18 protein-coding genes are annotated in these 23,480 nt (G+C 73.5%); 6 read left to right on the plus strand and 12 right to left on the minus strand.

The annotated features are described in order from the left end of the window. Positions 1-175: 175 nt before the first annotated feature. Together ACLFMI_RS14035 and ACLFMI_RS14040 are read right to left on the minus strand one after the other, a co-directional pair. Positions 176-1,174 carry an alpha/beta fold hydrolase gene (locus tag ACLFMI_RS14035; RefSeq protein ID WP_410948272.1) on the minus strand — a complete coding sequence of 333 codons (999 nt, stop codon included), beginning with the start codon at positions 1,172-1,174 and terminating at the stop codon, positions 176-178. Next, complete coding sequence (locus ACLFMI_RS14040) at positions 1,093-2,061, minus strand: acyl-CoA desaturase (protein WP_410948273.1); 969 nt, start codon at positions 2,059-2,061, stop codon at positions 1,093-1,095. Before ACLFMI_RS14040 ends, ACLFMI_RS14035 begins: the two co-directional genes overlap by 82 nt. Positions 2,062-2,179: 118 nt before the next feature. Here ACLFMI_RS14040 and ACLFMI_RS14045 point away from each other — a divergent pair, with 118 nt between their 5' ends. From ACLFMI_RS14045 to ACLFMI_RS14060, 4 genes are all read left to right on the plus strand, one after another. Continuing rightward, entirely contained in the window at positions 2,180-3,223 is a 1,044-nt protein-coding gene (locus ACLFMI_RS14045; RefSeq protein WP_410948274.1) for an LLM class F420-dependent oxidoreductase, read from the plus strand. Positions 3,224-3,264: 41 nt separating this feature from the next. Next, positions 3,265-4,920 carry a flavin-containing monooxygenase gene (locus tag ACLFMI_RS14050; protein WP_410948275.1) on the plus strand — a complete coding sequence of 552 codons (1,656 nt, stop codon included), beginning with the start codon at positions 3,265-3,267 and terminating at the stop codon, positions 4,918-4,920. 167 nt (positions 4,921-5,087) lie between these two features. Beyond that, the gene (locus tag ACLFMI_RS14055) at positions 5,088-5,867 is read left to right on the plus strand and encodes a hypothetical protein (RefSeq protein WP_410948276.1); all 780 of its coding nucleotides are present in this window, start codon (positions 5,088-5,090) and stop codon (positions 5,865-5,867) included. 255 nt (positions 5,868-6,122) lie between these two features. After that, positions 6,123-9,971: a multifunctional oxoglutarate decarboxylase/oxoglutarate dehydrogenase thiamine pyrophosphate-binding subunit/dihydrolipoyllysine-residue succinyltransferase subunit gene (locus tag ACLFMI_RS14060; RefSeq protein WP_410948277.1), complete on the plus strand. Its 3,849-nt coding sequence runs from the start codon at positions 6,123-6,125 to the stop codon at positions 9,969-9,971. 40 nt (positions 9,972-10,011) lie between these two features. Here the strand turns inward: ACLFMI_RS14060 and ACLFMI_RS14065 are convergent, their stop codons facing one another. After that, complete coding sequence (locus ACLFMI_RS14065; RefSeq protein WP_410948278.1) at positions 10,012-11,022, minus strand: class I fructose-bisphosphate aldolase; 1,011 nt, start codon at positions 11,020-11,022, stop codon at positions 10,012-10,014. A gap of 43 nt (positions 11,023-11,065) precedes the next feature. Between ACLFMI_RS14065 and ACLFMI_RS14070 the strand changes: the two genes are divergently transcribed. Continuing rightward, the gene (locus ACLFMI_RS14070; RefSeq protein ID WP_410948279.1) at positions 11,066-11,242 is read left to right on the plus strand and encodes a DUF6104 family protein; all 177 of its coding nucleotides are present in this window, start codon (positions 11,066-11,068) and stop codon (positions 11,240-11,242) included. Between the two features lie 16 nt (positions 11,243-11,258). On the opposite strand, the gene ACLFMI_RS14075 is transcribed toward ACLFMI_RS14070, so the two are convergent. The 3 genes from ACLFMI_RS14075 to ACLFMI_RS14085 form a co-directional block, all read right to left on the minus strand. After that, on the minus strand, positions 11,259-11,642 hold the full coding sequence (locus ACLFMI_RS14075) for a hypothetical protein (RefSeq protein WP_410948280.1): 384 nt from the start codon (positions 11,640-11,642) through the stop codon (positions 11,259-11,261). Then, on the minus strand, positions 11,639-14,413 hold the full coding sequence (locus ACLFMI_RS14080) for an FtsK/SpoIIIE domain-containing protein (protein WP_410948281.1): 2,775 nt from the start codon (positions 14,411-14,413) through the stop codon (positions 11,639-11,641). Before ACLFMI_RS14080 ends, ACLFMI_RS14075 begins: the two co-directional genes overlap by 4 nt. 70 nt (positions 14,414-14,483) lie before the next feature. Beyond that, on the minus strand, positions 14,484-14,744 hold the full coding sequence (locus ACLFMI_RS14085) for a hypothetical protein (protein ID WP_410948282.1): 261 nt from the start codon (positions 14,742-14,744) through the stop codon (positions 14,484-14,486). A gap of 207 nt (positions 14,745-14,951) precedes the next feature. Here ACLFMI_RS14085 and ACLFMI_RS14090 point away from each other — a divergent pair, with 207 nt between their 5' ends. Further along, positions 14,952-16,295 carry an Nramp family divalent metal transporter gene (locus tag ACLFMI_RS14090; protein WP_410948283.1) on the plus strand — a complete coding sequence of 448 codons (1,344 nt, stop codon included), beginning with the start codon at positions 14,952-14,954 and terminating at the stop codon, positions 16,293-16,295. A 7-nt stretch (positions 16,296-16,302) separates the two neighbouring features. Here ACLFMI_RS14090 and ACLFMI_RS14095 read toward each other — a convergent pair whose 3' ends face one another. The 6 genes from ACLFMI_RS14095 to ACLFMI_RS14120 all read right to left on the minus strand — a co-directional run bounded on the left by ACLFMI_RS14095 (position 16,303) and on the right by ACLFMI_RS14120 (position 23,279). Beyond that, a complete protein-coding gene (locus tag ACLFMI_RS14095) occupies positions 16,303-17,094 on the minus strand; it encodes an MOSC domain-containing protein (protein ID WP_410948284.1) in 792 nt (263 codons plus the stop codon). Beyond that, a complete protein-coding gene (locus ACLFMI_RS14100; RefSeq protein WP_410948285.1) occupies positions 17,091-17,999 on the minus strand; it encodes an ABC transporter substrate-binding protein in 909 nt (302 codons plus the stop codon). Before ACLFMI_RS14100 ends, ACLFMI_RS14095 begins: the two co-directional genes overlap by 4 nt. Then, on the minus strand, positions 17,996-18,748 hold the full coding sequence (locus ACLFMI_RS14105) for an ABC transporter permease (RefSeq protein ID WP_458788585.1): 753 nt from the start codon (positions 18,746-18,748) through the stop codon (positions 17,996-17,998). Before ACLFMI_RS14105 ends, ACLFMI_RS14100 begins: the two co-directional genes overlap by 4 nt. After that, on the minus strand, positions 18,715-19,365 hold the full coding sequence (locus ACLFMI_RS14110; RefSeq protein ID WP_410948286.1) for an ABC transporter permease: 651 nt from the start codon (positions 19,363-19,365) through the stop codon (positions 18,715-18,717). The genes ACLFMI_RS14105 and ACLFMI_RS14110 overlap by 34 nt, the downstream gene beginning before the upstream one ends. Positions 19,366-19,372: 7 nt before the next feature. Next, positions 19,373-20,449: an ABC transporter ATP-binding protein gene (locus ACLFMI_RS14115; RefSeq protein ID WP_410948287.1), complete on the minus strand. Its 1,077-nt coding sequence runs from the start codon at positions 20,447-20,449 to the stop codon at positions 19,373-19,375. Positions 20,450-20,549: 100 nt separating this feature from the next. Further along, complete coding sequence (locus tag ACLFMI_RS14120) at positions 20,550-23,279, minus strand: putative bifunctional diguanylate cyclase/phosphodiesterase (RefSeq protein ID WP_410948288.1); 2,730 nt, start codon at positions 23,277-23,279, stop codon at positions 20,550-20,552. Positions 23,280-23,480 lie beyond the last annotated feature (201 nt).

Consider the following 23,480-nt stretch of genomic DNA (forward strand, 5'->3'; position numbering starts at 1 on the left):
CCGGCGGTGCCCGGGCCGGATCATCCGGCCCGGGCACCGTCGTTTCCGCAGCTCAGGGCCCGGCCACTCTTCGAACCGCTTCCCGACGCCGAGCTGGCGCGCTGGGAATGAGCCCGATCGTGGTGTCGGCGGGGTCGCGAGCCCGCGAGCGGGACTCGGGCAGCCGCCGAGCGGGTCAGCGCAACCCGTCGAGGATCGCCGCGAGCCGCTCCGGCTCGGAGAACATCGGCCAGTGTCCGGTCGGCAGCTCGGCGAACGACCACTCCGCCCCGCCCATCTCGGCGAACCCCGGCACCCCGGCCTCGATCATCGGGTACACCTGTTCCGCGGTGAAGCTGCAGGCCACGACGGTCTTCGGCAGTGTCGGGTCCACCTCGCCCCGCGCGACCCCGCTCAGCACGGCCCCGGCCGGCTCGACCAGCGAGCGCGTGTGCACCTGCTCGAACAGCTCGTCGGACAGACCCTCGGTGCTGGTGCCCAGCTCGGCGAACTCGGCGCGGGTCGGCATCGGCTGCCCGCCGCCGTGCGCGGCGATCGCAGCCCGGGTCCACTCCTGCGTGCCCGGCTCGGTGAACTCGGTCTGCGCGACCCCGTCCGGTAGCGGCCCGGTGTCGACCAGGACCAGGCGCGCCACGCTGCTCCGGTCCCGCTCGGCGGCCGCCGTGCACACCGGGCCGGCCCCGCTGTGGCCGACCAGCACGGCCGGCTCGTCCAGACCGGCGAGCGCGTCGAGCACGTCGTCCACGTGCGACTCGGCCGTGTCGGCGGCCGCGTGCCCGAGCTCCACCGCCCGCACCTGGTGACCGCGGGCGCGCAGCTCCGCCGCGACCGCGTCCCACGCCCACGCACCGAGCCAGAACCCCGGGACCAGCACATACGTCGTCATGACCGGAACGCTACGACCCGACGCGGACAGGTTCGGCCCGCAAAAGGAATGCCCTGTTCCGGGCCGCCGACCGGCTGCTCGACGTGCGGCACGCGCTCGGCCGGACGTTCGAGCCGGTCCTGCCGCTGATCCGCTGACCCCACGAACGACGAGGCCCCGGCTGCACCGTGTGGTGCGGCCGGGGCCGTCGGGATGACGCGAGGAGATCAGGCGGCAGCGGCCTGCTTCTTCTTGCCGGCCAGCCGCTCCAGGCGGCGCGCGGTGGGCCAGCGGACGTTGGTCGCCCACCCGAGCTTCTCGAAGCCGCGGATGACGACCGCCGAGATGTCGACCTGGCCCTTCTTGACGCCGTGCCGGGCGCAGGTCGGGTCGGCGTGGTGCAGGTTGTGCCAGGACTCGCCGAACGACAGCACGGCCAGCCACCAGACGTTGGCGGAGCGGTCCCGCGAGGCGAACGGACGCTCGCCCCAGATGTGGCAGATCGAGTTGATCGACCAGGTCACGTGGTGCAGCAGCGCGACCCGGACCAGGCCGGCCCAGAAGAACGCGGTGAAGGCGCCCCACCAGGACATGGTGATCAGACCGCCGATCAGCGCCGGGCCGAGCAGGCTGGCCACGACGATCAGAGGGAAGGCCTTCCCGACCCGCATGATGTCCTTGTCCTCGAGCAGGTCCGGCGCGAACCGCTTCATGTTGGTGAGGTCGCGGTCGAACAGCCAGCCCAGGTGCGAGTGCACGAAGCCCTTGGCCAGCGCCCTCGGGCCGGTGCCGTAGAGCCACGGCGAGTGCGGGTCGCCCTCCTTGTCGGAGAACGCGTGGTGCCGGCGGTGGTCACCGACCCAGTCGAGGACGCTGCCCTGCAGCGAGAGGCTCCCGGCGATCGCCAGCGCGATCCGCAGCGGGCGCTTGGCCTTGAACGCGCCGTGCGTGAAGTACCGGTGGAACCCGACGGTCACGCCGAGACCGCTGACCGCGTAGAAGATCGCGAACAGCGCGACGTCGACCCAGCCGAGGCCCCACCCCCAGGCGAGCGGTACGGCAGCGAGCAGCGCCAGTGTCGGGAGGGCCACGAACACGCCGATCAGGGCCATCGCACCCGGGGGGCGGGTGCCGTCGGTGACGGGGGCGGGTGCGCTGCGGGTGTTGCTGCGGGGAGGGGCGGCCTCGAGCGTCATGGCTCCATGAGACCCGCGGAGGGGCCCTCCCGGCAGTGCGGTAATCCCCCCTATCCCGGGTCGGGTTCTGCCGTGCGGCGACTTGACCCGTGAGTAACTTGGGGCTAGTCACGTCGGTGTGAAGCTCTCGACGGTACTGCCCTACGGCGACGACCCCATCCGCAACGCCGACGCGGTGACCGAGATGGAGCGGGCCGGCCTCGACGCCGTGTGGGCCGCCGAGGCCTACAGCTTCGACGCCGTCTCGCTGCTCGGCTACCTCGCCGCACGCACCGAGCGGCTGGAGATCGGCTCGGCGATCCTGCCCATCTACTCCCGCACCCCCACGCTGACCGCGATGACCGCGGCCGGCCTCGACGCGCTGTCCGGCGGCCGGTTCAACCTCGGCCTGGGCGCGTCCGGCCCGCAGGTGATCGAGGGCTTCCACGGGGTGCCCTACGACAAGCCGATCGGCCGCACCCGGGAGATCATCGAGATCTGCCGCAAGGTCTGGAGGCGCGAGGAGAAGGTCACCAACGACGGCCTCTACCCGATCCCGCTCCCCGAGGCCCAGGGCACCGGACTCGGCAAGCCGTTGAAGATCATCAACCACCCGCAGCGGGCGGACATCCCGATCTGGGTCGCCGCCCTCGGGGAGAAGAACCTGACCATGACCGCGGAGCTCGCGAACGGCTGGCTGCCGCACGCGGTGCTGCCGGAGAAGATCTCCGACGTCTTCGGTCCCGCCCTGCAGGCCGGGTTCGCCAAGCGGGCGCCGGAGCTGGGCCCGCTGCAGATCACCGGGGGCGGGATCTGCGCGCTCGAGGAGGAGATGTTCGAGCCGGCCCGCCAGGCCGCCCGTGGCCTGTACGCGCTCTACATCGGCGGGATGGGCGCGCGCGGCAGGAACTTCTACAACACCGTGTTCGCCAAGCAGGGCTACGAGGCCGAGGCGAAGACCGTGCAGGACCTCTACCTGGACGGGAAGAAGGAGGAGGCGATGGCCGCCCTCCCGGACGACTTCATCGACAAGGTCTCGCTGATCGGCCCGGAGGGCCACGTCCGGGAGCGGATCGCGGCGCTGCGCGAGAACGGGATCACCCACCTGCACGTGAACCCGATGACCTCCGGCGGCACGTCCACCACGGCGATGTTCGAGAAGCTCAAGAACTGGATTTCCTGACGACGGTTGCCCGGCCCGCGCGGTCGTGATGCTCTGGCGGCATGGCCGACACCGAGGTTGACTCCTTCGACGCCGTCGTCATCGGAGCCGGGTTCGCCGGGCTCTACATGCTGCACCGGCTGCGCGGGCTGGGGCTCTCGGCGGTCGTGCTCGAGCAGGGCGCCGGGGTCGGCGGGACCTGGTACTGGAACCGCTACCCGGGCGCCCGCTGCGACTCGGAGAGCTACTACTACTGCTACTCCTTCGACTCCGCGCTCGAGCAGGAGTGGACCTGGTCGGAGCGCTACCCGCGCCAGCCGGAGATCAAGGACTACCTCGACCACGTGACCGACCGGTTCGACCTGCGCCGCGACATCCGGTTCGGCACCCGGGTCACCGGCGCCCGGGCCGACGCCGACGGCCGCGGGTGGACCGTCGACACGGACACGGACACGGACACGGACACCGACACCGACACCGCCCCGGTCCGCTGCCGGTTCCTGATCACCGCGGTCGGCTGCCTGTCCGCGGCGAACGTCCCGGACATCCCGGGGCTGGCGGACTTCGCCGGTCGCTGGTTCCACACCGGCCGGTGGCCCCACGACGGCGTCGACGTCACCGGGCGCCGGGTCGGCGTGGTCGGGACCGGCTCGACCGGCATCCAGGCCATCCCGGTGCTGGCCGAGCCGGCGTCACACCTGACGGTGTTCCAGCGGACCGCCAACTACTCGATCCCGGCCCGCAACGGCCCGCTGAGCCGGGCCGAGTCGGACGCCTACAAGGCCGACTACCCGGCGATCCGCGAGGTCCAGGCGGGCTCGACCAACGGGCACCCGTTCGTCGTCAACCCGCAGTCCGCGCTGGAGCCCCCGGACGACGAGCGCGAGCGCGCCTACCGGGCCGCCTGGGAACGCGGGGGCCTGCGGTTCCGGGCGTCCTACGCCGACCTGCTCGCCGACGAGGCCGCCAACGAGACCGCGTCGGAGTTCATCCGGGACCGGATCCGGGAGACCGTGGAGGACCCGGCGGTCGCGGAGACGCTGCTCCCCCGCGACCACGGTTTCGCCACGAAGCGTCCGCCGATCGACACCGGCTACTTCGAGACCTACAACCGGGACGACGTGACGCTCGTCGACGTGCGGGCGGATCCGATCGAGGCGGTCGTGCCGGAGGGGCTGCGGCTGCGGTCCGGGACCGTGTACGAGCTCGACGACCTGGTGTTCGCGACCGGCTTCGACGCGCTCACCGGGCCGCTGCTGCGGCTGGACCCGGTCGGCCCGGACGGGACGTCACTGCGCCGGGCGTGGGCCGCGGGCCCGCGGAGCTACCTCGGGCTCGCGGTCTCCGGGTTCCCGAACATGTTCACGATCACCGGGCCGTTCAGCCCGTCGGTGCTGACGAACATGCCCACCTCGATCGAGCAGCACGTGGACTGGATCGCCGACTGCCTGGCGCACATGCGCGACACCGGCGCGGACCGGATCGAGGCCGACCGGGACGCCGAGCGCGCCTGGGCCGAGCACACCCGGGAGGTCTCGGAGCAGACGCTGCTGCCGCGGGCGGCGACGTCCTGGTACCTGGGCGCGAACGTGCCCGGCAAGCCGCGGGTGTTCATGCCCTACGCGGGCGGCTTCGCCCGGTACACGGCGGCCTGCGCCGACGTCGCCCGGCGCGGGTTCGAGGGCTTCCGGCTCACCGGTTCACCCGCCGCCGCCTGACCGGAGCCGGGGCCCCCGTCCCGGCCCCCTCCGAGCTGCGCCGTTCGGCCCAATGGCGGGGGCCGGATCACGGCGCGTCATCGACCCGTACAGAATGAGCCACGTCGTCCACGGGTACCGCGCCCGGCTGCGTCCCCGCTCCGGGCACGACGAGGAGGAGCGCTGAGTTGCTGGAGCTGGCCATCCGGACCTCCGACGAGCCGATCTCCCCGGACCAGTACCGGCACACCGCCACCCACGCCTGGTGGATGGGCACCTGCTTCGTCGGTGACGAGTTGTGCGCGCACTACTCCGAGCATCTGCTGCAGCAGTGGACTCCGGCCGACCCGGCGCAGGACTGGCTGCTCGACCGCGAGATGACCGGCCGGATGCAGTGGCTCTGCGGGGACGGCGCGGCCGCCGTCGAGGCCGGTTTCGAGCTCGCCGACCAGTGGCCGACCGGCCGGTTCCGCGCCCCGCACGGCGACTTCTACGCCGAGCTGCACGGCCACGTCCCGGCGGCCCGGCCGGGCAGCTGGTCCAATCCGACGGCGTCGTTCGTGGCCGCGCTGCCCCGGGACCCGGACGCGATGCTGCAACGGCTGATCGACGACAGCCCGCCCGGGCGGGGCTACACCGGCCCGTTCCAGAGCGCGGTGGACGCGCTGCGCACCTGCGCGGTCCCGGCCGAGGTGCGCGCGGTGATCTACGCGGCGCTGCGCGAGCTGCCGGCCGTCACGCTGGGCGAGAGCACCGACCTCGACGGTGAGACGCATCCCACCCTGGTGCACGACGACGGCCCGGTCCGCAGCGAGCTGCTGATCTCCCCGGTCGACGGCCAGTACACGGGCGAGCGGGACACCGTGCGCCGCCCGGCCCGGGTCGGCCCACCGGTCGGGACGGTGGTCGCCGAGACCGCGGTCTCCACCTCGGTCGTCGACGTCCTCGGGTCCCCACCCGGCTTCTGAGCGAGGCCGGCGGCAGGAACCCTGGCACCGGGACCCGGCGGCGGCCGAGGCTCTGAATCGAGCACGATGCCGACGATCACGAAATGATCACGGACCGGGTCACGCCACACTGCCGCCCCTGGCCCGGAGGGGACTAACCTGGTACGCGGTCGCGACAAATCGAGCAGCTATCAAGGCGGTTGACGCAGAGTGTCATCGAGCAGTACTTCCCGACTGGCGAGCGACTTCGGACCCAACGAGTGGCTCGTCGAGGAGATGTACCAGCGATTCCAGGAGGACCCGTCGGCCGTCGATCCGGCATGGCACGAGTTCTTCGCCGACTACGGCCGGGACGGTGAGCAGGACCAGGGCACCGAGGACGAGGCCGGTACCTCCACGGGCGCCGCCGCGGCCGCCCCCTCCTCGGGGGCCGTGACGCGGGGCTCGGCCACCGAGGACGACCAGTCGGGCGGAGGGTCGGGCGCGAGCGGCGACACGACGTCGTCGCCGGCGCAGAAGGCCGTCCCCAGCTCGACCAACGGCTCCCCCCTGACCGGGCGGGCCTCCGGCTCGGCCCGCGACGTGCCGCCGCCGGTCACCCCGAAGGCCGAACCGCCGCCCATCGACGAGAAGCTGCGGGGCGCGAGCGCGCCGTCCACCGACGGCGCCCCGGCCGGCGGTTCGCAGGACCGCGGCAAGCCCGCGGCGGGCAGCGGGTCCAAGGCCGCGAAGCCGGCCCAGGCCGGGGGTGCCGCGACCACCACCCCGCTGCGCGGGGCCGCCAACGCCATCGCCAAGAACATGACCGCGTCGCTGGAGCTCCCGACCGCGACGAGCGTCCGTGCCGTCCCGGCCAAGCTGCTGGCCGACAACCGCATCGTCATCAACAACCATCTCAAGCGGACCCGCGGCGGGAAGCTGTCGTTCACCCACCTGATCGGCTACGCGCTGGTCAAGGCGCTGGCCGACTTCCCGAACATGAACCGGCACTTCGGCGAGTCCGACGGCAAGTCGGCGATCGTCACGCCGGAGCACGTCAACCTGGGCCTGGCGATGGACATGCCGGGCAAGGACGGCAACCGCACGCTCATCGTCGTGTCCATCAAGGGCTGCGAGAGCATGTCGTTCGCGCAGTTCTGGGCCGCCTACGAGGGCATGGTTCGCAAGGCCAGGGACGGCAAGCTGACCGCCGAGGACTTCTCCGGCACCACGATCAGCCTGACCAACCCCGGCACCCTGGGCACCAACCACTCGGTGCCGCGGCTGACCGTCGGGCAGGGTGCGATCATCGGCGTCGGCGCCATGGAGTACCCGGCCGCGTTCCAGGGCGCGTCCGAGGAGCGGCTGGCCGAGCTCGGCGTCAGTAAGATCATCACGCTGACCTCGACCTACGACCACCGGATCATCCAGGGCGCCGAGTCCGGCGACTTCCTGCGCCGGGTGCACCAGCTGCTGCTCGGCGAGAACGACTTCTACGACGACGTCTTCGCGTCGCTGCGGGTGCCCTACGAGCCGATCCGCTGGGTCACCGACATCCCCGAGGGCGAGGTCGACAAGACCGCCCGGGTGCTGGAGCTGATCGAGTCCTACCGGACCCGCGGTCACCTGATGGCCGACACCGACCCGCTGAACTACCGCCAGCGCCGGCACCCGGACCTGGACGTGCTGAGCCACGGGCTGACGCTGTGGGACCTGGACCGCGACTTCGCGGTCGGCGGTTTCGGCGGCGAGAGCCACATGAAGCTGCGCGACGTGCTCGGGCTGCTGCGCGCGTCCTACTGCCGGACCATCGGCACCGAGTACATGCACATCTCCGACCCCGAGCAGCGCAAGTGGCTCGAGGAGCGGATCGAGGTCCCGCACCACAAGCCGGACCAGTCCGAGCAGAAGTACATCCTGTCCCGGCTGAACGCGGCCGAGGCGTTCGAGACGTTCCTGCAGACCAAGTACGTCGGGCAGAAGCGGTTCTCGCTGGAGGGCGGCGAGACCGTCATCCCGCTGATGGACGCGGTGCTGGACAAGGCCGCCGAGCAGGAGATGGACGAGGTCGTCGTCGGCATGCCGCACCGCGGCCGGCTGAACGTGCTGGCCAACATCGTCGGCAAGCCGATCAGTCAGATCTTCCGCGAGTTCGAGGGCAACCTCGATCCCGGCCAGGCGCACGGTTCCGGCGACGTGAAGTACCACCTCGGCGCCGAGGGCAAGTACTTCCGGATGTTCGGCGACGGCGAGACGGCGGTCTCGCTGACCGCGAACCCGTCGCACCTGGAGGCCGTGGACCCGGTGCTGGAGGGCATCGTCCGGGCCAAGCAGGACATCCTGGACAAGGGCGACGGCGCCTTCACGGTGCTGCCGCTGATGATGCACGGCGACGCCGCGTTCGCCGGCCAGGGCGTGGTCGCCGAGACGCTGAACCTGGCGCTGCTGCGCGGCTACCGCACCGGCGGCACGGTGCACGTCATCGTCAACAACCAGGTCGGGTTCACCACCGCGCCGGAGCACGCGCGCTCGACGCAGTACTCCACCGACGTCGCGAGGATGATCGGTGCCCCGGTGTTCCACGTGAACGGCGACGACCCCGAGGCGTGCGTCTGGGTGGCCAAGCTGGCCGTCGAGTACCGCGAGCGCTGGAACAACGACGTCGTGATCGACATGATCTGCTACCGGCGGCGCGGGCACAACGAGGGCGACGACCCGTCGATGACCCAGCCGTCGATGTACGACATCATCGACGCCAAGCGCAGCGTCCGGAAGCTCTACACCGAGTCGCTGATCGGGCGCGGGGACATCACCGTCGACGAGGCCGAGCAGGCGCTCAAGGACTTCTCCAACCAGCTCGAGCACGTGTTCAACGAGGTGCGTGAGCTGGAGAGGACCCCGCCGGTGGTCTCCCCGTCGGTCGAGGAGGAGCAGACCGTCCCGGCCGACCTGAACACCTCGATCCCGCTGGAGATGGTGCACCGGATCGGGGACGCGCACGGCTCGCTGCCGGAGGGCTTCAGCGTCCACAAGCGGGTCGAGCCGGTGCTGAGCAAGCGCTACAAGATGTCCCGCGAGGGTGACGTCGACTGGGCGTTCGCCGAGCTGCTGGCCATGGGTTCGCTGGCGATGGACGGCAAGCTGATCCGGCTCTCCGGCCAGGACTCGCGGCGGGGCACGTTCGTCCAGCGGCACTCGGTGATCATCGACCGCAAGACCGGGGCCGAGTACTTCCCGCTGCGCAACCTCTCCGAGGACCAGGGCCGGTTCCTGGCCTACGACTCGGCACTGTCCGAGTTCGCCGCGGTCGGGTTCGAGTACGGCTACTCGGTGGCCAACTCGGACGCGCTGGTGATGTGGGAGGGCCAGTTCGGCGACTTCGTCAACGGCGCCCAGCCGATCATCGACGAGTTCATCTCGTCCGGTGAGGCGAAGTGGGGCCAGATGTCCGACGTCGCGCTGCTGCTGCCGCACGGCCTGGAGGGGCAGGGCCCGGACCACAGCTCCGGCCGGATCGAGCGGTTCCTGACGCTGTGCGCCGAGGGCTCGATGACGGTCGCGCTGCCGTCCGACCCGGCGAACTACTTCCACCTGCTGCGCCAGCACACCCTGGACGGGGTGCGCAGGCCGCTGGTGGTGTTCACGCCGAAGTGGATGCTGCGCGCCAAGCAGGTCGTCAGCCCGCTGTCCGACTTCACCGACGGCCGGTTCCGGCCGGTCATCGACGACCCGGAGCACGCCGGCACGACCGGCCCGGTCTCCGCCGTCGACCGGGTGCTGTTCTGCAGCGGCAAGATCTACTGGGAACTCGCCGCGGCGCGGGAGAAGCGCCGCAAGAACGGTGACGCCTCGGTCGAGGGCACCGCGCTGGTCCGGGTGGAGCAGCTCTACCCGATGCCGCTCGAGCAGATCACCGAGACGCTCGAGCGCTACCCGGACGCCGAGGTCCGCTGGGTCCAGGAGGAGCCGGCGAACCAGGGCTCCTGGCCGTACTACGGCCTGGAGCTGCCGCAGAAGCTCCCGCAGCTCAACGGCCGGTTCACCCGGGTGTCCCGGCGGCGGATGGCGGCCCCGGCCGCCGGCTCGTCGAAGGTGCACGAGGTGGAGCAGGCCGAGCTGATCGAGAAGGCGTTCGCGCGCGTCTGACGCGCCGGCCGGCACTCATGCCGCATGAGTGCCGGCCGGTTCAGGCCGCGTCCAGCTCGCCGCGGTTCGCGGCCGCGGTCAGCCGCACGCGCTCGCGGAAGATCCGCTGCGCGTCCGTGATGTCGTCCGGTGCGCCCGCCCACGCCTGCATGGCCGCGCCCTGCAGCGCGCGGGCGTAGGAGAAGCTGACCGTCCACGGGTGCGGTCCGCACCTGGCGATCGCGTCCAGGTTCCGCGTCGCCTGGTCGTCGGTCTGCCCACCGGACAGGAACACGACGCCCGGAACGGCGGCCGGCACGTTCCGGCGCAGCACCTGCACCGTGCGTTCCGCGACCTCGTCCGGCCCGGCCTGCTGGGCCCCCCGGTAGCCGGAGACGACCATGTTCGTCTTCACCAGCAGGCCCTCGAGCACGACCCCCTGGTCGGTGAGCTGGGCGAACAGCTCCCGCAGCATGGCCCCGCTGACCTCGGCGGACCGGTCGATCGACTGGGTCCCGTCCATGATCGCCTCGGGCTCGACGATCGGGACCAGCCCGGCCTCCTGGGCCAGCGCCGCGTAGCGGGCCATCGCGTGCGCGTTCGCCGTGAGGGCGGCCCGTGTCGGGATGCCGTCCCCGAGCTCGACGACCGCGCGCCACTTGGCGAAACGGGCTCCGAGGTCGCGGTACTCCTCGAAACGCCCGCGCAGCCCGTCGAGACCCTCCGTGACCTTCTCCCCCGGCGAGAGCGCGAGCGGCATGGCCCCGCGGTCCACCTTGATGCCGGGCACGATGCCGCGCTGCACGAGCGCACCCGGCATCGGCGTGCCGTCCGACGTGGACTGCCGGATCGTCTCGTCGTAGAGGATCACCCCGCCCAGCCACCGCTCGACGTCGTCGGTGCTGAACATCAGCTCGCGGAACGCCCGGCGGTTGTCCTCGGTCGAGGCCACCCCGACGGCCTCGAACCGCTTCGTGATCGTGCCGGTGCTCTCGTCGGCCGCGAGCAGCCCCTTGCCGCCGTCCAGGAGGTCCCGGACGGTGTTCTCCAGTTGCCGTACCGCCACACTCATGTCAGGCGGGTATCCGCTCCACCCGGCCCGTAACCTGAACGGCGTGTACTTCACCGACCGCGGCATCGAGGAGCTCGTCGACCGGCGCGGCGAGGAGGAGGTCAGCGTCGAGTGGCTGGCGGACCGGCTGCGCGCGTTCGTCGACCTGAACCCGCAGTTCGAGACGGCCGTCGAGCGGCTGTCCAGCTTCCTCGCCCGGGACGACGCCGACGACGAGTGAACCCGGGGCCGGGTCGTCAGTCGCCGGTCCGGCGCCGCGGCAACAGCCGGCGCGAGCCCGCGTCGCGCAGCTCGGCGAGCGCCCGGTCGGCGTCGTGCTCCAGCTCGTCGACCCGCTCCGGGTCGGCGCGCGGATCCGGCCGGGGACGCGGCCGGCCGGGCTCCTCGTAGGACCACAGCACCCGCAGCGCCGCCTCCCAGCGCAGCTCGAACATGCCCCGGCCGAGGGTGACGGTGTCCGCCGCCGTGCGCAGCGCCCGTTCCCGCTCGCGCAGCTCCCGGCGCAGCTCCTCGGCCCGCACGGCGTCCCGCTCGCGCAGCTCACCCACCGCGTCCGCGAGGCCCGCGACGACCGCCCGGTAGCGCTCGACCGCGTTCCGCCCGTCCCCGCCGGAGGTCACGGCGTCTCCTTCCAGTCGGCCAGGATCACCAGCTCCGGACGCGACCGGCGGGCCCGGTCCAGCAGCAGCCCGCGGCCGGGTGCCGGGGTCCACTCCGGTGTGATCCCGCCGCCCACCAGCGAGGTCAGGTCACCGCCCTGCACGCCGGTCGCCACCCAGGCGCCGAGGTCGTCCACGGTGGCGCCGGGCGGGCTCAACAACGCCTTCAGCCGCTGCGCACCGCGCCACCAGCCCAGCACGTGCACGCCGACCTCCGGGCCGTGCCGCACGATCGCCCGCAGGTCCTCGAGCCCGCTGCGGTCCAGCATCGCCTCGGCGGCGTCCGCGCCGAACAGCACCAGCACCCGCGGGGGGTGCCCGCCGGTGCCGCCGGACCCGGCGCGGTCCCGCACCTCGGCGGCGAGGTCGGTGACCCGGCCGGCGAAACCGTCCGGGAACACCTTCTCGGCCGCCTGCCGGAGCCGGCCCCCCAGCGCATCCACCGCCGGTCCGGCCTCGCCGACCAGCGGGAACAGCAGGAAGCGGGCCCGGTCGTCGATGCCCGCGAGCTGCGCACCGAGCGAGTCCGCGGCCGAGCACAGCAGGGTCGCCGCGGTCTCCGGGTCCGGGCCGATCACGCCGAAGTTGCGGCCCGGCGAGTCGGCCAGCCCGACCGCGGCGGGGCTGCCCTCGACGTCGACGAGCTGGCCGGCGAGCAGCACCGGCGGGCCGTCCACGGGGAGCCGGGCGACCAGGGCGTCGTGCGCGGGCGCGCGGGCTCCGTCGAACACCACCGGCTGCTGCTGGGGCGAGCAGGCCTCGAACACCGACTCCTGGACCTCGCGGATCAGCGGGCCGCCGGCCTCGGCCAGCCGCACGACGACGTTGCCGTGCGTGACACCGGAGTCGTGGTTGATCACCGCGTGCCAGCGCGGCAGCTCCATCGCCACCTCGTTGTTCTGCGCGAGCACCCGCCGGGCCCGGGGCAGCGCGATCCGCAGCACGAACTGCTCGAAGATCGCCGGACGGCCCCAGAACGCCTCGATCCCGGAGACGTCCTGGCTGGCCAGCACCAGGTGCACGCCCTGCGAGCGGCCGCGCCGGGCGACGTCCTCGAGCAGCGCGGTGGCCTCGGCGGTGACCGCGTCCCGGCCGCTGAACAGGAACTGGAACTCGTCGATCACCGCGACGATCCGCGGCAGCCGGGCCCGCTCGTCGTCGATGCCGCGCTCGGCCAGCACGTCGCGCAGCTCGGCCAGCTTGGTGGCGCCCTGCCGGCGGGCCAGCTCGGCGCGGGTCCGCATGGTGTCGGCGAGCCTGCGCAGCAGCGCCAGCCCGAACTCCCGGTCGGTGTTGATGTTGACGCCGATCAGCCGGGCCTGCGGCAGCCAGTTCCGGCGGAACCCGTCCGGGTCCGGCGCGAACTGGGCGAACGACACGCCCTCCTTGAAGTCGAGCAGGTAGAGCTCGAGCTCGTCGGGCGGGTACTGCGCGGCGAGCGTCGCGATCCAGGCCAGCAGCAGGTTGGTCTTGCCGGACCCGCTGGGCCCGCCGACGAGCGCGTGCGGGGCGTGGTCGTCCAGGGTCAGTCCGGACGGGATGCCGTCGGCGAAGCCGACCGGGGCCCCCAGCCCGTCCTTCGACGACAGGGCCGGCGGGCGCCCGTCGTGCGGGAGCAGGTCGGCGAACGCGCCGAGCCGGCCCCGCCAGCGTTCGTGCGCGGCGGCGAGCACGTGACAGGTCTCGCTGACCAGGTCCCGCGGCAGCGGCGGGTCCGGCTCGACGAGCACGTGCGGGCCGGTCAGCGAGGTCCGGACCGGGACCGGGCGCCGCCCGTCCGCCGGGTCGGTGCCGGGCGGGTCGCCGAAGTCGACCGACTCGACCTGCCGCAGGGCGACCGGCACGTCCAGCAGCACCAGCACGACGCCGGCCGGGATCCCGCCACGGGCCACCCGCTGCAGCTGGCGCTGCTCGGCCTCGGGCAGCGGCCGCCCGTTGCCGGCGAGCACCGCGACCACCCACGGCTCGGGCCGGTCACCGCCGGCGTCGGCGAGCTCGCGCAGCGAGCCGTACCCCTCGGCGAGCACCCGGGTCTGCACCCGGCGGATCCGGTCGGCGAGCTGGCCGAGCAGCGGCTCCAGCCGGGTCGGGTCGTGCACGGTCAGCAACCCGGTCCGGGTCAGCGGGTAGAGCCCGGGCAGCGCCCCGGCGAGCTGCCCGACGTCCCACACGTGCACGCCGGCGACGCCGGGCCGGACGTGCCGCAGCACCCGCAGCAGCAGCTGCTCGACCATCGCCTCGGCCCGCTCGCGGGTCCGCGGGGTGGAGGTGACCTGCAGGTGCGCCCCGTCCAGCAGCGGCACGGCGACCCGGAACGGGGCACCGTCCTCCACCGCGCCGGTGCCCAGCTGCCACAGCTCGGGGATCGGCCCGGTCGTCTCGACCGTGCCGGCGCGCACCTCCGTCCCCTCGCCGCCGCCCGGCTCGTCCCCGGCCGCGCCGGGCGCGGCCTCCGCGACGATCGCGGACAGCTCCTCCGGCGACCCGCCCTGCCACCGGTCGAAGGTGTGCGCCCGGTCCGCGGCCACCCGCGCCACCGGCGCGGCCAGCCGTGGGTTGTCCAGCACCCGGCGCAGCGCCGGGTCGTTGCGGGCGGCGTCGTGACCGGTCTCGCGCAGCCAGAGCTCGGCCATCGTCTCGGCGTGCGCCTGGGCGGCCCGCTCCAGCCGCTGCTCGGCGGCGCCGAGCGCGGCCGATGCGGCGAAGTGGAACCGGTCGAACGCGCCCCGCACGCGCTCGCTCCGGCCGGGGCGGCGGGCCATCGCGGTCAGTCCCGGGCTCGCACCGGCGCCACGGACGCCGTCACAGGCGGGAGCCGACGTCGTCGGCCGAGGCCATCGCGATCCGCACCGACTGCTCGATCTCGTCGACCTTCTCGGCGGCGGCCGCGAACGCGGCGCGCGCCTCGTCGGCGTCGTTCTGCGCGGTGCCGAAGATGTTCTGCGAGAACACCGCCCCGGCCTCCTCGACCGACTGCCGGACGTGACGCAGCGCGCCCAGGCTCTCGGTGGCCCGTTGGTTGGCCTGCCCGATGCCGGCCCGGATCTCGTCGATGTTCGCCATGCCGCCCTCTCCCGTGCGTGCGCGTACCGACGGCCCCGTGGAACCGGCCGCCGCAGGGAAACCTATCGGCCGGCTCCGCGGCCACCATGGTGAGCCGCCCCGTCACCCCGCGCAACGCGCGCCGGACGTGACCGTGGACTCCGTGAACGGCCAGTTCGTGACCCGATCGTTCTCGAAGGCGGCGGCCCGCTCGCTTACCGTGCACCGATGACCTCCCCCGGTCCACAGACCGAGTTCCTCGAGCCCCCGACCGGCGCGGCGAAGATCCGCTCGATCGGACCGGGCCTGGTCGCCGCGGCGACCGGCGTCGGTGCCGGCGACCTGGTCGCGACGATGGTCGCGGGGGCGAGCTTCGGCACGGTCCTGCTGTGGGCGGCGGTCGCCGGCACCCTCGTCAAGATCGCGCTCGGGGAGGGCGTCGGCCGCTGGCACCTCGCGTCCGGCGCCACCATGCTCGACGGCTGGCGACGGCTCGGCCGCTGGGCCACGGTCTTCTTCGGCATCTACATCGTGCTCTGGGGCTTCGTCTACGGCGCGACGGCGATGTCCGCGGTCGGGCTGCCGCTGAACGCGCTGTTCGGCGGGCTGTCGGTGCGCTACTGGGGCATGCTCGCCGGCGTCGTCGGGCTGGTGCTGGTGTGGCTGCAGCGCTACGGCGCCTTCGAGAAGATCATGACCGTCCTGGTCGCGGTGATGTTCGTGTCGGTGGTCGGGATCGCGGTGCTCGTCCGGCCCGACCTCGGCGCGCTGGTCTCCGGACTGGTCCCGCGGCTGCCCACCGGCTCGACGGTCTACGTGCTCGGCCTGATCGGCGGCGTCGGCGGCACCATCACCATGTCCAGCTACGGCTACTGGCTCTACGCCAAGGGCTGGAAGGGCCCGAAGTGGCTGTCGATGATGCGGCTGGACAACCTGGTCGGCTACGTCCTCACCGGGTTGTTCGTGATCGCGATGCTGGTCGTGGGCGCGACGATCCTGCTCGGCATGGAGATCACCGACGACGACGACGGCCTGCTCGTCCTCGGTGACCGGCTCGGCGAGCTCTACGGCCCCGGAGTGCGGATCCTGTTCCTGGTCGGCTTCCTGTCGGCGACGCTCACCTCGCTGCTCGGCGTGTGGAACGGTGTCTCGCTGCTGTTCACCGACTGGACCCGGGCGATCCGGCTGCCGCACGGGAAGGCGGCCGTGATCGGGCCGGAGGACTCGCTCGTCGGCGCCGAGACCGGGCGCGGCGACGGACCGGGCCGGGCCGGTGCGTACGAGGCCGCGACGGCCGACCGGTCCTGGCCGTTCCGCGGCTACCTGCTGTGGCTGACGTTCCCGCCGATGCTGTTGCTGTTCCTGGACCGGCCGTTCGCCCTGACCCTGGTCTACGGCGTGCTGGGCTCGTTCTTCATGCCCTTCCTGGCGATCACTCTGCTCCTGCTGCTGAACACGAAGCTGGTGCCGAGCCAGGGGCGCAACGGATGGCTGTCGAACACGGTGCTGGGCGTCTCGTCGGTGCTGTTCCTGGTACTGCTGGTCACCGACGTGCAGTCGCGGCTGTTCTGAGCCCGGATCAGCCGACCGAGACGGGGTCCCCGCAGCGCAACGTGCCGGGGGCCTCGACCCGGGCGTAGAGCCCGGCGCAGGGCAGCACCCCGAAACCGGGGACGTCGACCCGGTTGCGCTCGGCGGGCCCGCGCAACGCCTCCTTCGAGCGCGGCAGGTCGCCGTGCTCGAGGGTGGGCACCGAGCAGCGCGGGGTCGGCAGCGTCCCGACCAGGCGCACCCCGCCGAGGGTCAGCTCGCGGCCCAGCCAGTCGTTCTCCATGAACGGCGGCGTGCCCTCCGGGGTCGCGACGACGACGTTCGGCCGGTAGCGCAGCGCCTCCACACCGAGCGCGTCCAGGGTGGCGGTCGTGAGCAGGTGCACCGGTGAGTGGTCGACGAACCGGCCGCCCGGTGTGCCCTGGCCGATCTCCAGCAGCGGGGCCTCGACATCGGCGTCGAGGTCGTCGAGCAGCTGTTCCGGGTCCGGGCGTTCGACGACCGCGCCGTCGGCCCGGCGCGCGCTCATCCGCACCGGCCGGCCGAGCAGGTCGGACAGGGCCGCGGCGGCCGCCGCGGCGGGCAGCGAGCGGCCGTCGGGCAGGGTGACCCGCACCGCGGGCCCGCTCCCCGCCGAGCGGCAGCGCAGCAGCGCCCGCCAGTACCGGGGCTGCTTCGCGGTCGCCACCCGGCCGTGCTCGGCGTCCACCAGGGCCAGCGCGCGGTCCCCGACGACCCCGTGCCCGTCGAGGGTCAGCGACGTCAGTTCCTCGCCCAGCATGGACTTGACCGGGTAACGGCGCAGCGACGCGATCTTCATGCGTTCTCCCCGGTGATGCCCTTGGCGGACAGCCACTCCGCGGCGACCGTCCGGAGCGCAGGCTTGTCGTCGGCGGCCGCCCGGCTGTTGAGCGCCAGCAGCTCCTCGGTGGACAGCTCCCCGGAGATCCGGTCCAGCACCGCGCGGACCTGCGGCGAGGCCTTGCGCTCGGCGATCACCGGGACGACGTTCTGCGCGGCGAAGTTCTCCTTCGGGTCGGTGAGGACCACGAAGTCGTTCTCCGGCAGCGCCGGGTCGGTGGTGAACAGGTTCGCGGCCTGCACGTCGTCACCGCGCAGCGCGGCGACGGTCAGCGGGCCACCCGAGTCGAGCGTGCGGTACTCGCCGAAGCCGCACCCGTAGTTGCGGGCCAGGCCGGGGATGCCGTCCGGGCGGGTGCGGAACTCCGGCCCGCCGCCGAAGGTCAGCTTCCCGCAGTGCGGGGCCAGGTCGGCGACCGAGCGCACACCCAGCCGTTCGGCCGTCTCCCGGGTGACGACGACCGCGTCCTTGTTCTCGGCCTGCGACATCGCGCCGAGAACCAGCCCGGGCGGCAGCACCCGTCCGAGGCCGGCGTAGACGGCGTCCGGCTCGACGGCGGTGGCGTTCTCGTCGAGGTAGGTCAGCAGCGCACCGGTGTAGTCCGGGATGAGGTCGACCGAGCCGTCCTGCAGGGCGGGGAAGTACGCCTCCCGGGAGCCGATCGCCTGCGGGTCCTCGACCTCGACGCCGGCGTCCCGCAGTGCGAGCGCGTAGATCTCGGCGAGCAGCTGGGACTCGGTGAAGTTGCCGGACCCGATCGCGATCACGTCCGGGTCGCTGTCCGCCCGCCCGGCGAGCGGGTTCCCACCGCAGCCGGCCACCGCGAGCAGCGTCACGGCGAGCAGGACCAGGAGCCGCCTCATGCCGCCTCCTCCTCCGAGCGCTCGCCACGGACCAGCCGCAGCCCCGGCCCGCCGGTGGTGGTCCGCGCCTGGCGCAGCCCGGGCGAGACCAGCAGCCGTTGCACCGCGCCCAGCACCAGATCCGCGAGCACGGCCAGCAGCGCGACCAGGATCGACCCGCCGATCATCTGACCGAAGTCGCGCTGGCCGAGGCCGTCGATGATGAACCGGCCCAGCCCGCCGATGCCGACGTAGGCGGCGACCGTCGCGGTCGAGATCACCTGCAGCGCCGCACTGCGCACCCCGCCGATGATCAGTGGCAGGGCGTTGGGCAGCTCCACCTTCCACAGCACCTCCGGCCCGCGCATGCCCACCCCGCGGGCGGCGTCGACCACCGCCGGGTCGACGTTGCGCACACCGGAGTAGGTGCCGGCCAGCAGCGGCGGCACGGCCAGGATCACCAGCGCGATCAGCGGGCCGAGCAGCCCGAGGCCGACAGCCAGGAACAGCAGCACCAGCAGGCCCAGAGTGGGCAGCGCGCGCAGCGCGTTCGCCAGCGCGACGACGACGAACCCGCCTCGCCCGGTGTGCCCGATCCAGGCTCCCAGCGGCAGCGCGATCACCATCGCGACCAGCATCGTCAGCGTCGTGTAGCCGAGGTGCTCGGACAGCCGCACCATGATGCCTTCGGGCCCGCCCCAGTTCTCCGGGTCGACCAGCCAGCCCAGGTACCAGGTCATCGGCGTGCCCCCGCCCGCGCGCGCTCCCACGGCGTCAGCAGCCGTCCGATCAGCACCAGCGCCGCGTCGACCACCAGCGCCAGCAGCAGCACCAGCACGATCCCGGAGACCGTCTCCTGCGGGATCTCCCGCTGGAAGCCCTCGGTGAACATCTTCCCGAGCCCGCCGAACCCGATCACCGACCCGACCGTGACCATGCTGATCGTGCTCACCGCGGCCACCCGGACGCCGGCGACGATCACCGGGACCGCCATCGGCAGCTCGACGGCCAGGAAGCGGCGGCCGGGCCGGAAGCCCATCGCCGTCGCCGAGGCGACCACCGTCGCGGGCACCGCCGAGAGCGCGTCGGCGACCGTGCGCACGAGCAGCGCCAGCACGTAGACGGTCATCGCGACGATCACGTTGAGCGGGTCCAGGATCCGGGTGCCGATGATCGGCGGCAGGAACACGAACAGCGCCAGCGACGGCAGCGTGTAGAGGAACCCGGAGGCGTTCAGGGTCAGCGTGCGCCCCCAGGACCGCCGGTTCGCCAGCCAGCCCAGCGGGATCGCCAGCAGCAGCCCGACCACGAGCGGGACCAGCGAGAACACCAGGTGCTGGCCGGTCAGCTCGAGCACCAGGTCGGAGTTGCGGAACACCCAGTCCACGGCGGCCTCAGGCGGCGGAGTCGCGGGCGCCGGGCAGCGCGGCCAGCACGTCGTCGGCGGTCACCGAGCCGGCGACCCGGCCCTCGGCGTCCACCGCCACGCCCTGCCCGGACGGCGAGGACAGCGCCGCGTCCAGCGCGCCGCGCAGCGAGCCGGAGCCGACCGCGTAGAGCGAGCCGCCGGGCACGATCGCATCGTCGGCGACGGTGCCGGGTCCGGCCTGCACCCAGCCCAGCGGGCGGGCGGTGGTGTCCACGACGAGCGACCAGCCGTCGTCGGGCAGCGGGTCGCCGACCGAGAGCATCGGCAGCGGGCCGAGCGGGATCGCGTCCGAGGACAGGAAGCCCAGCCCGCGGTAGCCGCGGTCGCGGCCGACGAAGCTGTCCACGAAGTCGTCGACCGGGCGGGACAGCAGCACACCCGGCTCGTCGTACTGGGCGAGGGTGCCGCCGACCCGGAACACCGCGACCCGGTCGCCGAGCTTGATCGCCTCGTCGATGTCGTGGGTGACGAACACGATCGTCTTGCCCAGCTCGGACTGCAGGCGCAGCAACTCGGACTGCAGGCTCTCCCGGACGATCGGGTCCACCGCGGAGAACGGCTCGTCCATCAGCAGCACCGGCGGGTCCGCGGCGAGCGCGCGGGCCACCCCGACCCGCTGCTGCTGGCCGCCGGAGAGCTGGGCCGGGTACCGCTTCGCCATCGAGGTGTCGAGGCCGACGGTCTCCATCAGCTCCATCGCCCGGTCCCGCGCGGCCTTCTTGGTGCGCCCCACCAGCATCGGAACGGTCGCGATGTTGTCGACGACCGTGCGGTGCGGGAACAGCCCGGCCTGCTGGATCACGTAGCCGATCCCCCGGCGCAGCTCCGCCGGGTCGGCGGCCAGGACGTCCCGGCCGTCCACCCGGAGCTCGCCCGAGGTCGGCTCGATCATTCTGTTGATCATGCGGAGGGACGTGGTCTTGCCGCAGCCGGACGGGCCCACGAACACCGTGATCCGTCCCTGCTCGGCGACGAGGTCGAGCTCGTCGACCGCGACCGTCCCGTCCGGAAAGCGCTTGGTGACGCCCCGGAACTCGATCATCCGGGCTCCCCCTGCCCTCGGTGGCCGCCCGTTCCGCGGCCGTCTGGTCGGGAGCACACTAACCCGGTCGCGCACGACCGGCGACCCCGCTCTCCCGCGCCTACCAGGCCCCCGGCACGCCGCCCGGCGGGGTGGCCGACGTCGCAGGGGTGGCCAGGCCGCCGCCGCGCAGCACCCGGTGCAGGTCGTCCGGACGCAGCGAGCGGGCGAACAGCCATCCCTGGAACGCGTTCACCCCGAGCCCGCGCAGCACGTGGAACTGCTCGGCCGTCTCGACGCCCTCGGCCACGGTGGTCCGGCCCATCGCCCGGGCGACCTCGACGACGGCGCGGGCCAGTGCGAAGTCCGCCGGGTCGGTCCCGACCCCGGTCACGAACGCCCGGTCCACCTTGACCGTCTGCGCCGGGAGTTCCTTGAGCCGGGCCAGCGAGGAGTAGCCGGTGCCGAAGTCGTCGACGGCGAACCGGACACCGCGGCGGACCAGCTCGCTCATCGCGTCCAGTGCGGGCCGGGGCAGCGCGACGAGGCTGGTCTCCACCAGCTCCAGCACCAGCTGGTCCCAGCCCAGCCCGGCGCCCTCGACGACCGCGCTGACCTCGCTCAGGAACTCCGGGTCGGACGGCAGCAGGCCGGCCAGGTTCACCGCCACGGCGATCCGCCGACCGTGCTGCGGCCAGGTTGCGGCCTCGGCGGCCGCGGTGCGCAGCACCCACAGGTCGAGATCGCGCTGCAGGCCGCTGCGCTGGGCCACCGGCAGGAACTCGCCCGGCGAGACCTCCCCGTGCACCGGGTGCGACCAGCGCAGCAGGGCCTCGGCGGAGAGCACCGTGCCGTCCGGGCCGATCACCGGCTGGTACTCCAGGCGCAGCGCGTCGGCCTCGATCGCGGCCCGCAGCTCGGCCTCGAGCTCCAGCTGCCGGCAGGCCGGACCGACCGTCCCGCGGTCGGCGACCGCCACGGTGCCGCGGCCACGCTGCTTGGCCTGGCGCACCGCGACCTCGGCCGAGCGGAGCAGGTCGTCGCCGCGCGGGGCGTGCGGCCCGGCCGGGACCGCCTCCCGGGTCGCGACGCCGATCGAGGCGGTCAGCGTGACCGGCCGTCCGGTCACGGTGACGGTGCCGCGCAACAGGTCCGCCACGGCGCCGGCGAGAGCCTGCGGGCCACCGGCACCGGCGACGTCGGCGCAGACGACGCCGAACTCGTCGGCCGAGAGCCGCCCGGCGGTGCAGCCGACGGGCAGCTCCCGCTGCAGCCGGCCGGCCAACTCCGTGAGCAGGGTGTCGCCGGCCTCGTGCCCCAGACCGGTGTTGACCCGGGCGAAGTCGTCCACGTCGCCGCAGACCACCGCGACCCGGTCGGCGTCCGGCCCGGACAGCAGCCGGTCGGACAGCTCCAGCAGGCCGGCCCGGTTCGGCAGCCGGGTCAGCGGGTCGACGGTGCCTGCCTCGCGGAGCACGTCGGCGGCGCGCCGCTGCTCGTCCACATCGGTGACCACCAGCAGCCAGAAGGGACGGCCGTCGTCGGACGGGGCGGCGTTGACCACGACCTCGCAGTCGACCCGGGTGCCGTCGGCACGCAGCAGCGGCAGGTTGTCGATCCGGTAGGTCGGCTCCGGGTGCGACGGGTCGCGCAGCCAGTCCGGCAGGCCGCCGCCGCGCGGCTGGTCGGCGGTCAGGCTGCGGGCCGGCACCCCGCGCAGCATCTCCAGGTCGGCGTCGAGCAGCGCGCACAGCGCCGGGTTGGCGTCCACCACCCGGCCGCGGCCGTCGAGCATCGCGACGCCGGTGGTGATCGTGGCGACCAGGTCGGCGAACCGCTGCCCGGAACGCTGGGCCCGGGACTCCGCGCGACGGCGGTCGGTGACGTCCTGCACGGTGCCGATCAGCCGCAGCGGCGCACCGCCGGGCGTCCGGTCGATCCGGGTCCGGCAGGACAGCACGGCCCCGCCCTCAGGCCGGATCTCGGACAGGTGCGCGGCCTTCGCCGCCGGCCCGGTCGGCGCCTCGCGCGGGGCGTCCGGGCCCCGACGCAACATCCGGCAGACCCGCTCCACCTGGTCGCCCTCGATCGGTCCGTCCGGCCCGTCCGGGCGCACGTCCATCGAGCGGTACAGCTCGACCAGGCCCTCGCTGCGGGTCAGCGTCCCGGCCTGCAGGTCGAAGGTCCAGGTCCCGGAACGGGTGGCGCGCTCCAGGTCCAGCGCCGGGGCCTCGTCGGACGCGGCCGGGGCGGCGTCCGGGAACGGCGTGAGCAGCACGACGGTGTGGTCCGGGCCCTGCGGCCACCGGACCGCCTTCACCCGGGCCAGCCGCCGGTCCGCGCGGACCAGCCGGGCATCCGAGTCCGGGCCGACCAGCAGCTGCGGCAGCTTCATCCCGGTCGGGTCGGCGGACCCGGCGAGGCGCCGCAGTGCCGCGTTGGTGTGCAGGACGGTCCCGCCGGCGTCGCAGACCAGCGCGGGCGAGGGCGGCAACGGGACGTCCGAGTGTGCGGCGTGCGGGGCGTCCCCGGCGCCGCCGTCCGGAACCGGCGCGTGCCCTGCCGGGCCGCTCACGGCCGGACCGCTCACGACCGGCCCGGGACGGTGCCCGAGGGACGGCTCGCCGAGCGCGGGGCCGGCCACACCGGACCCGGCGAGCTCGGCCTCGGGGGCCGGCAGCCGCTGCCCGGCCCCGGGGCCGAACGCCCGCTGCAGGTCCCCGGCGAAGCCGCCGGGACGGTGGACGTCCTGGACGCCGGGACCGGGCACCCGGCCCGCCCGCGGGTCGTCGAACACGCCCCGGGCCGCACCGTCCGGGTGACCGCCCGCACGCGGTTCCTGCTCGCCCACGCCCGCCTCCGTCCAGTTCGTACGACGTCCACTCCGACCAACGAGCCACCGGGCCGGGCGATCCGCCTCGGTAGCCCGATCGAGCCATCCCTTACCGGCAGTGATGGGGCCGTTCGGCCTAATGTGGCCTGTGTCACGTCGATTGGCGCCCGATGTGGACGGCCGAGGTCGGACGAAGGGCGTCGCCCGGGCGCCGAACGG

It is taken from the genome of Pseudonocardia nantongensis (assembly GCF_046546495.1).
Lineage (GTDB): Bacteria > Actinomycetota > Actinomycetes > Mycobacteriales > Pseudonocardiaceae > Pseudonocardia > Pseudonocardia nantongensis.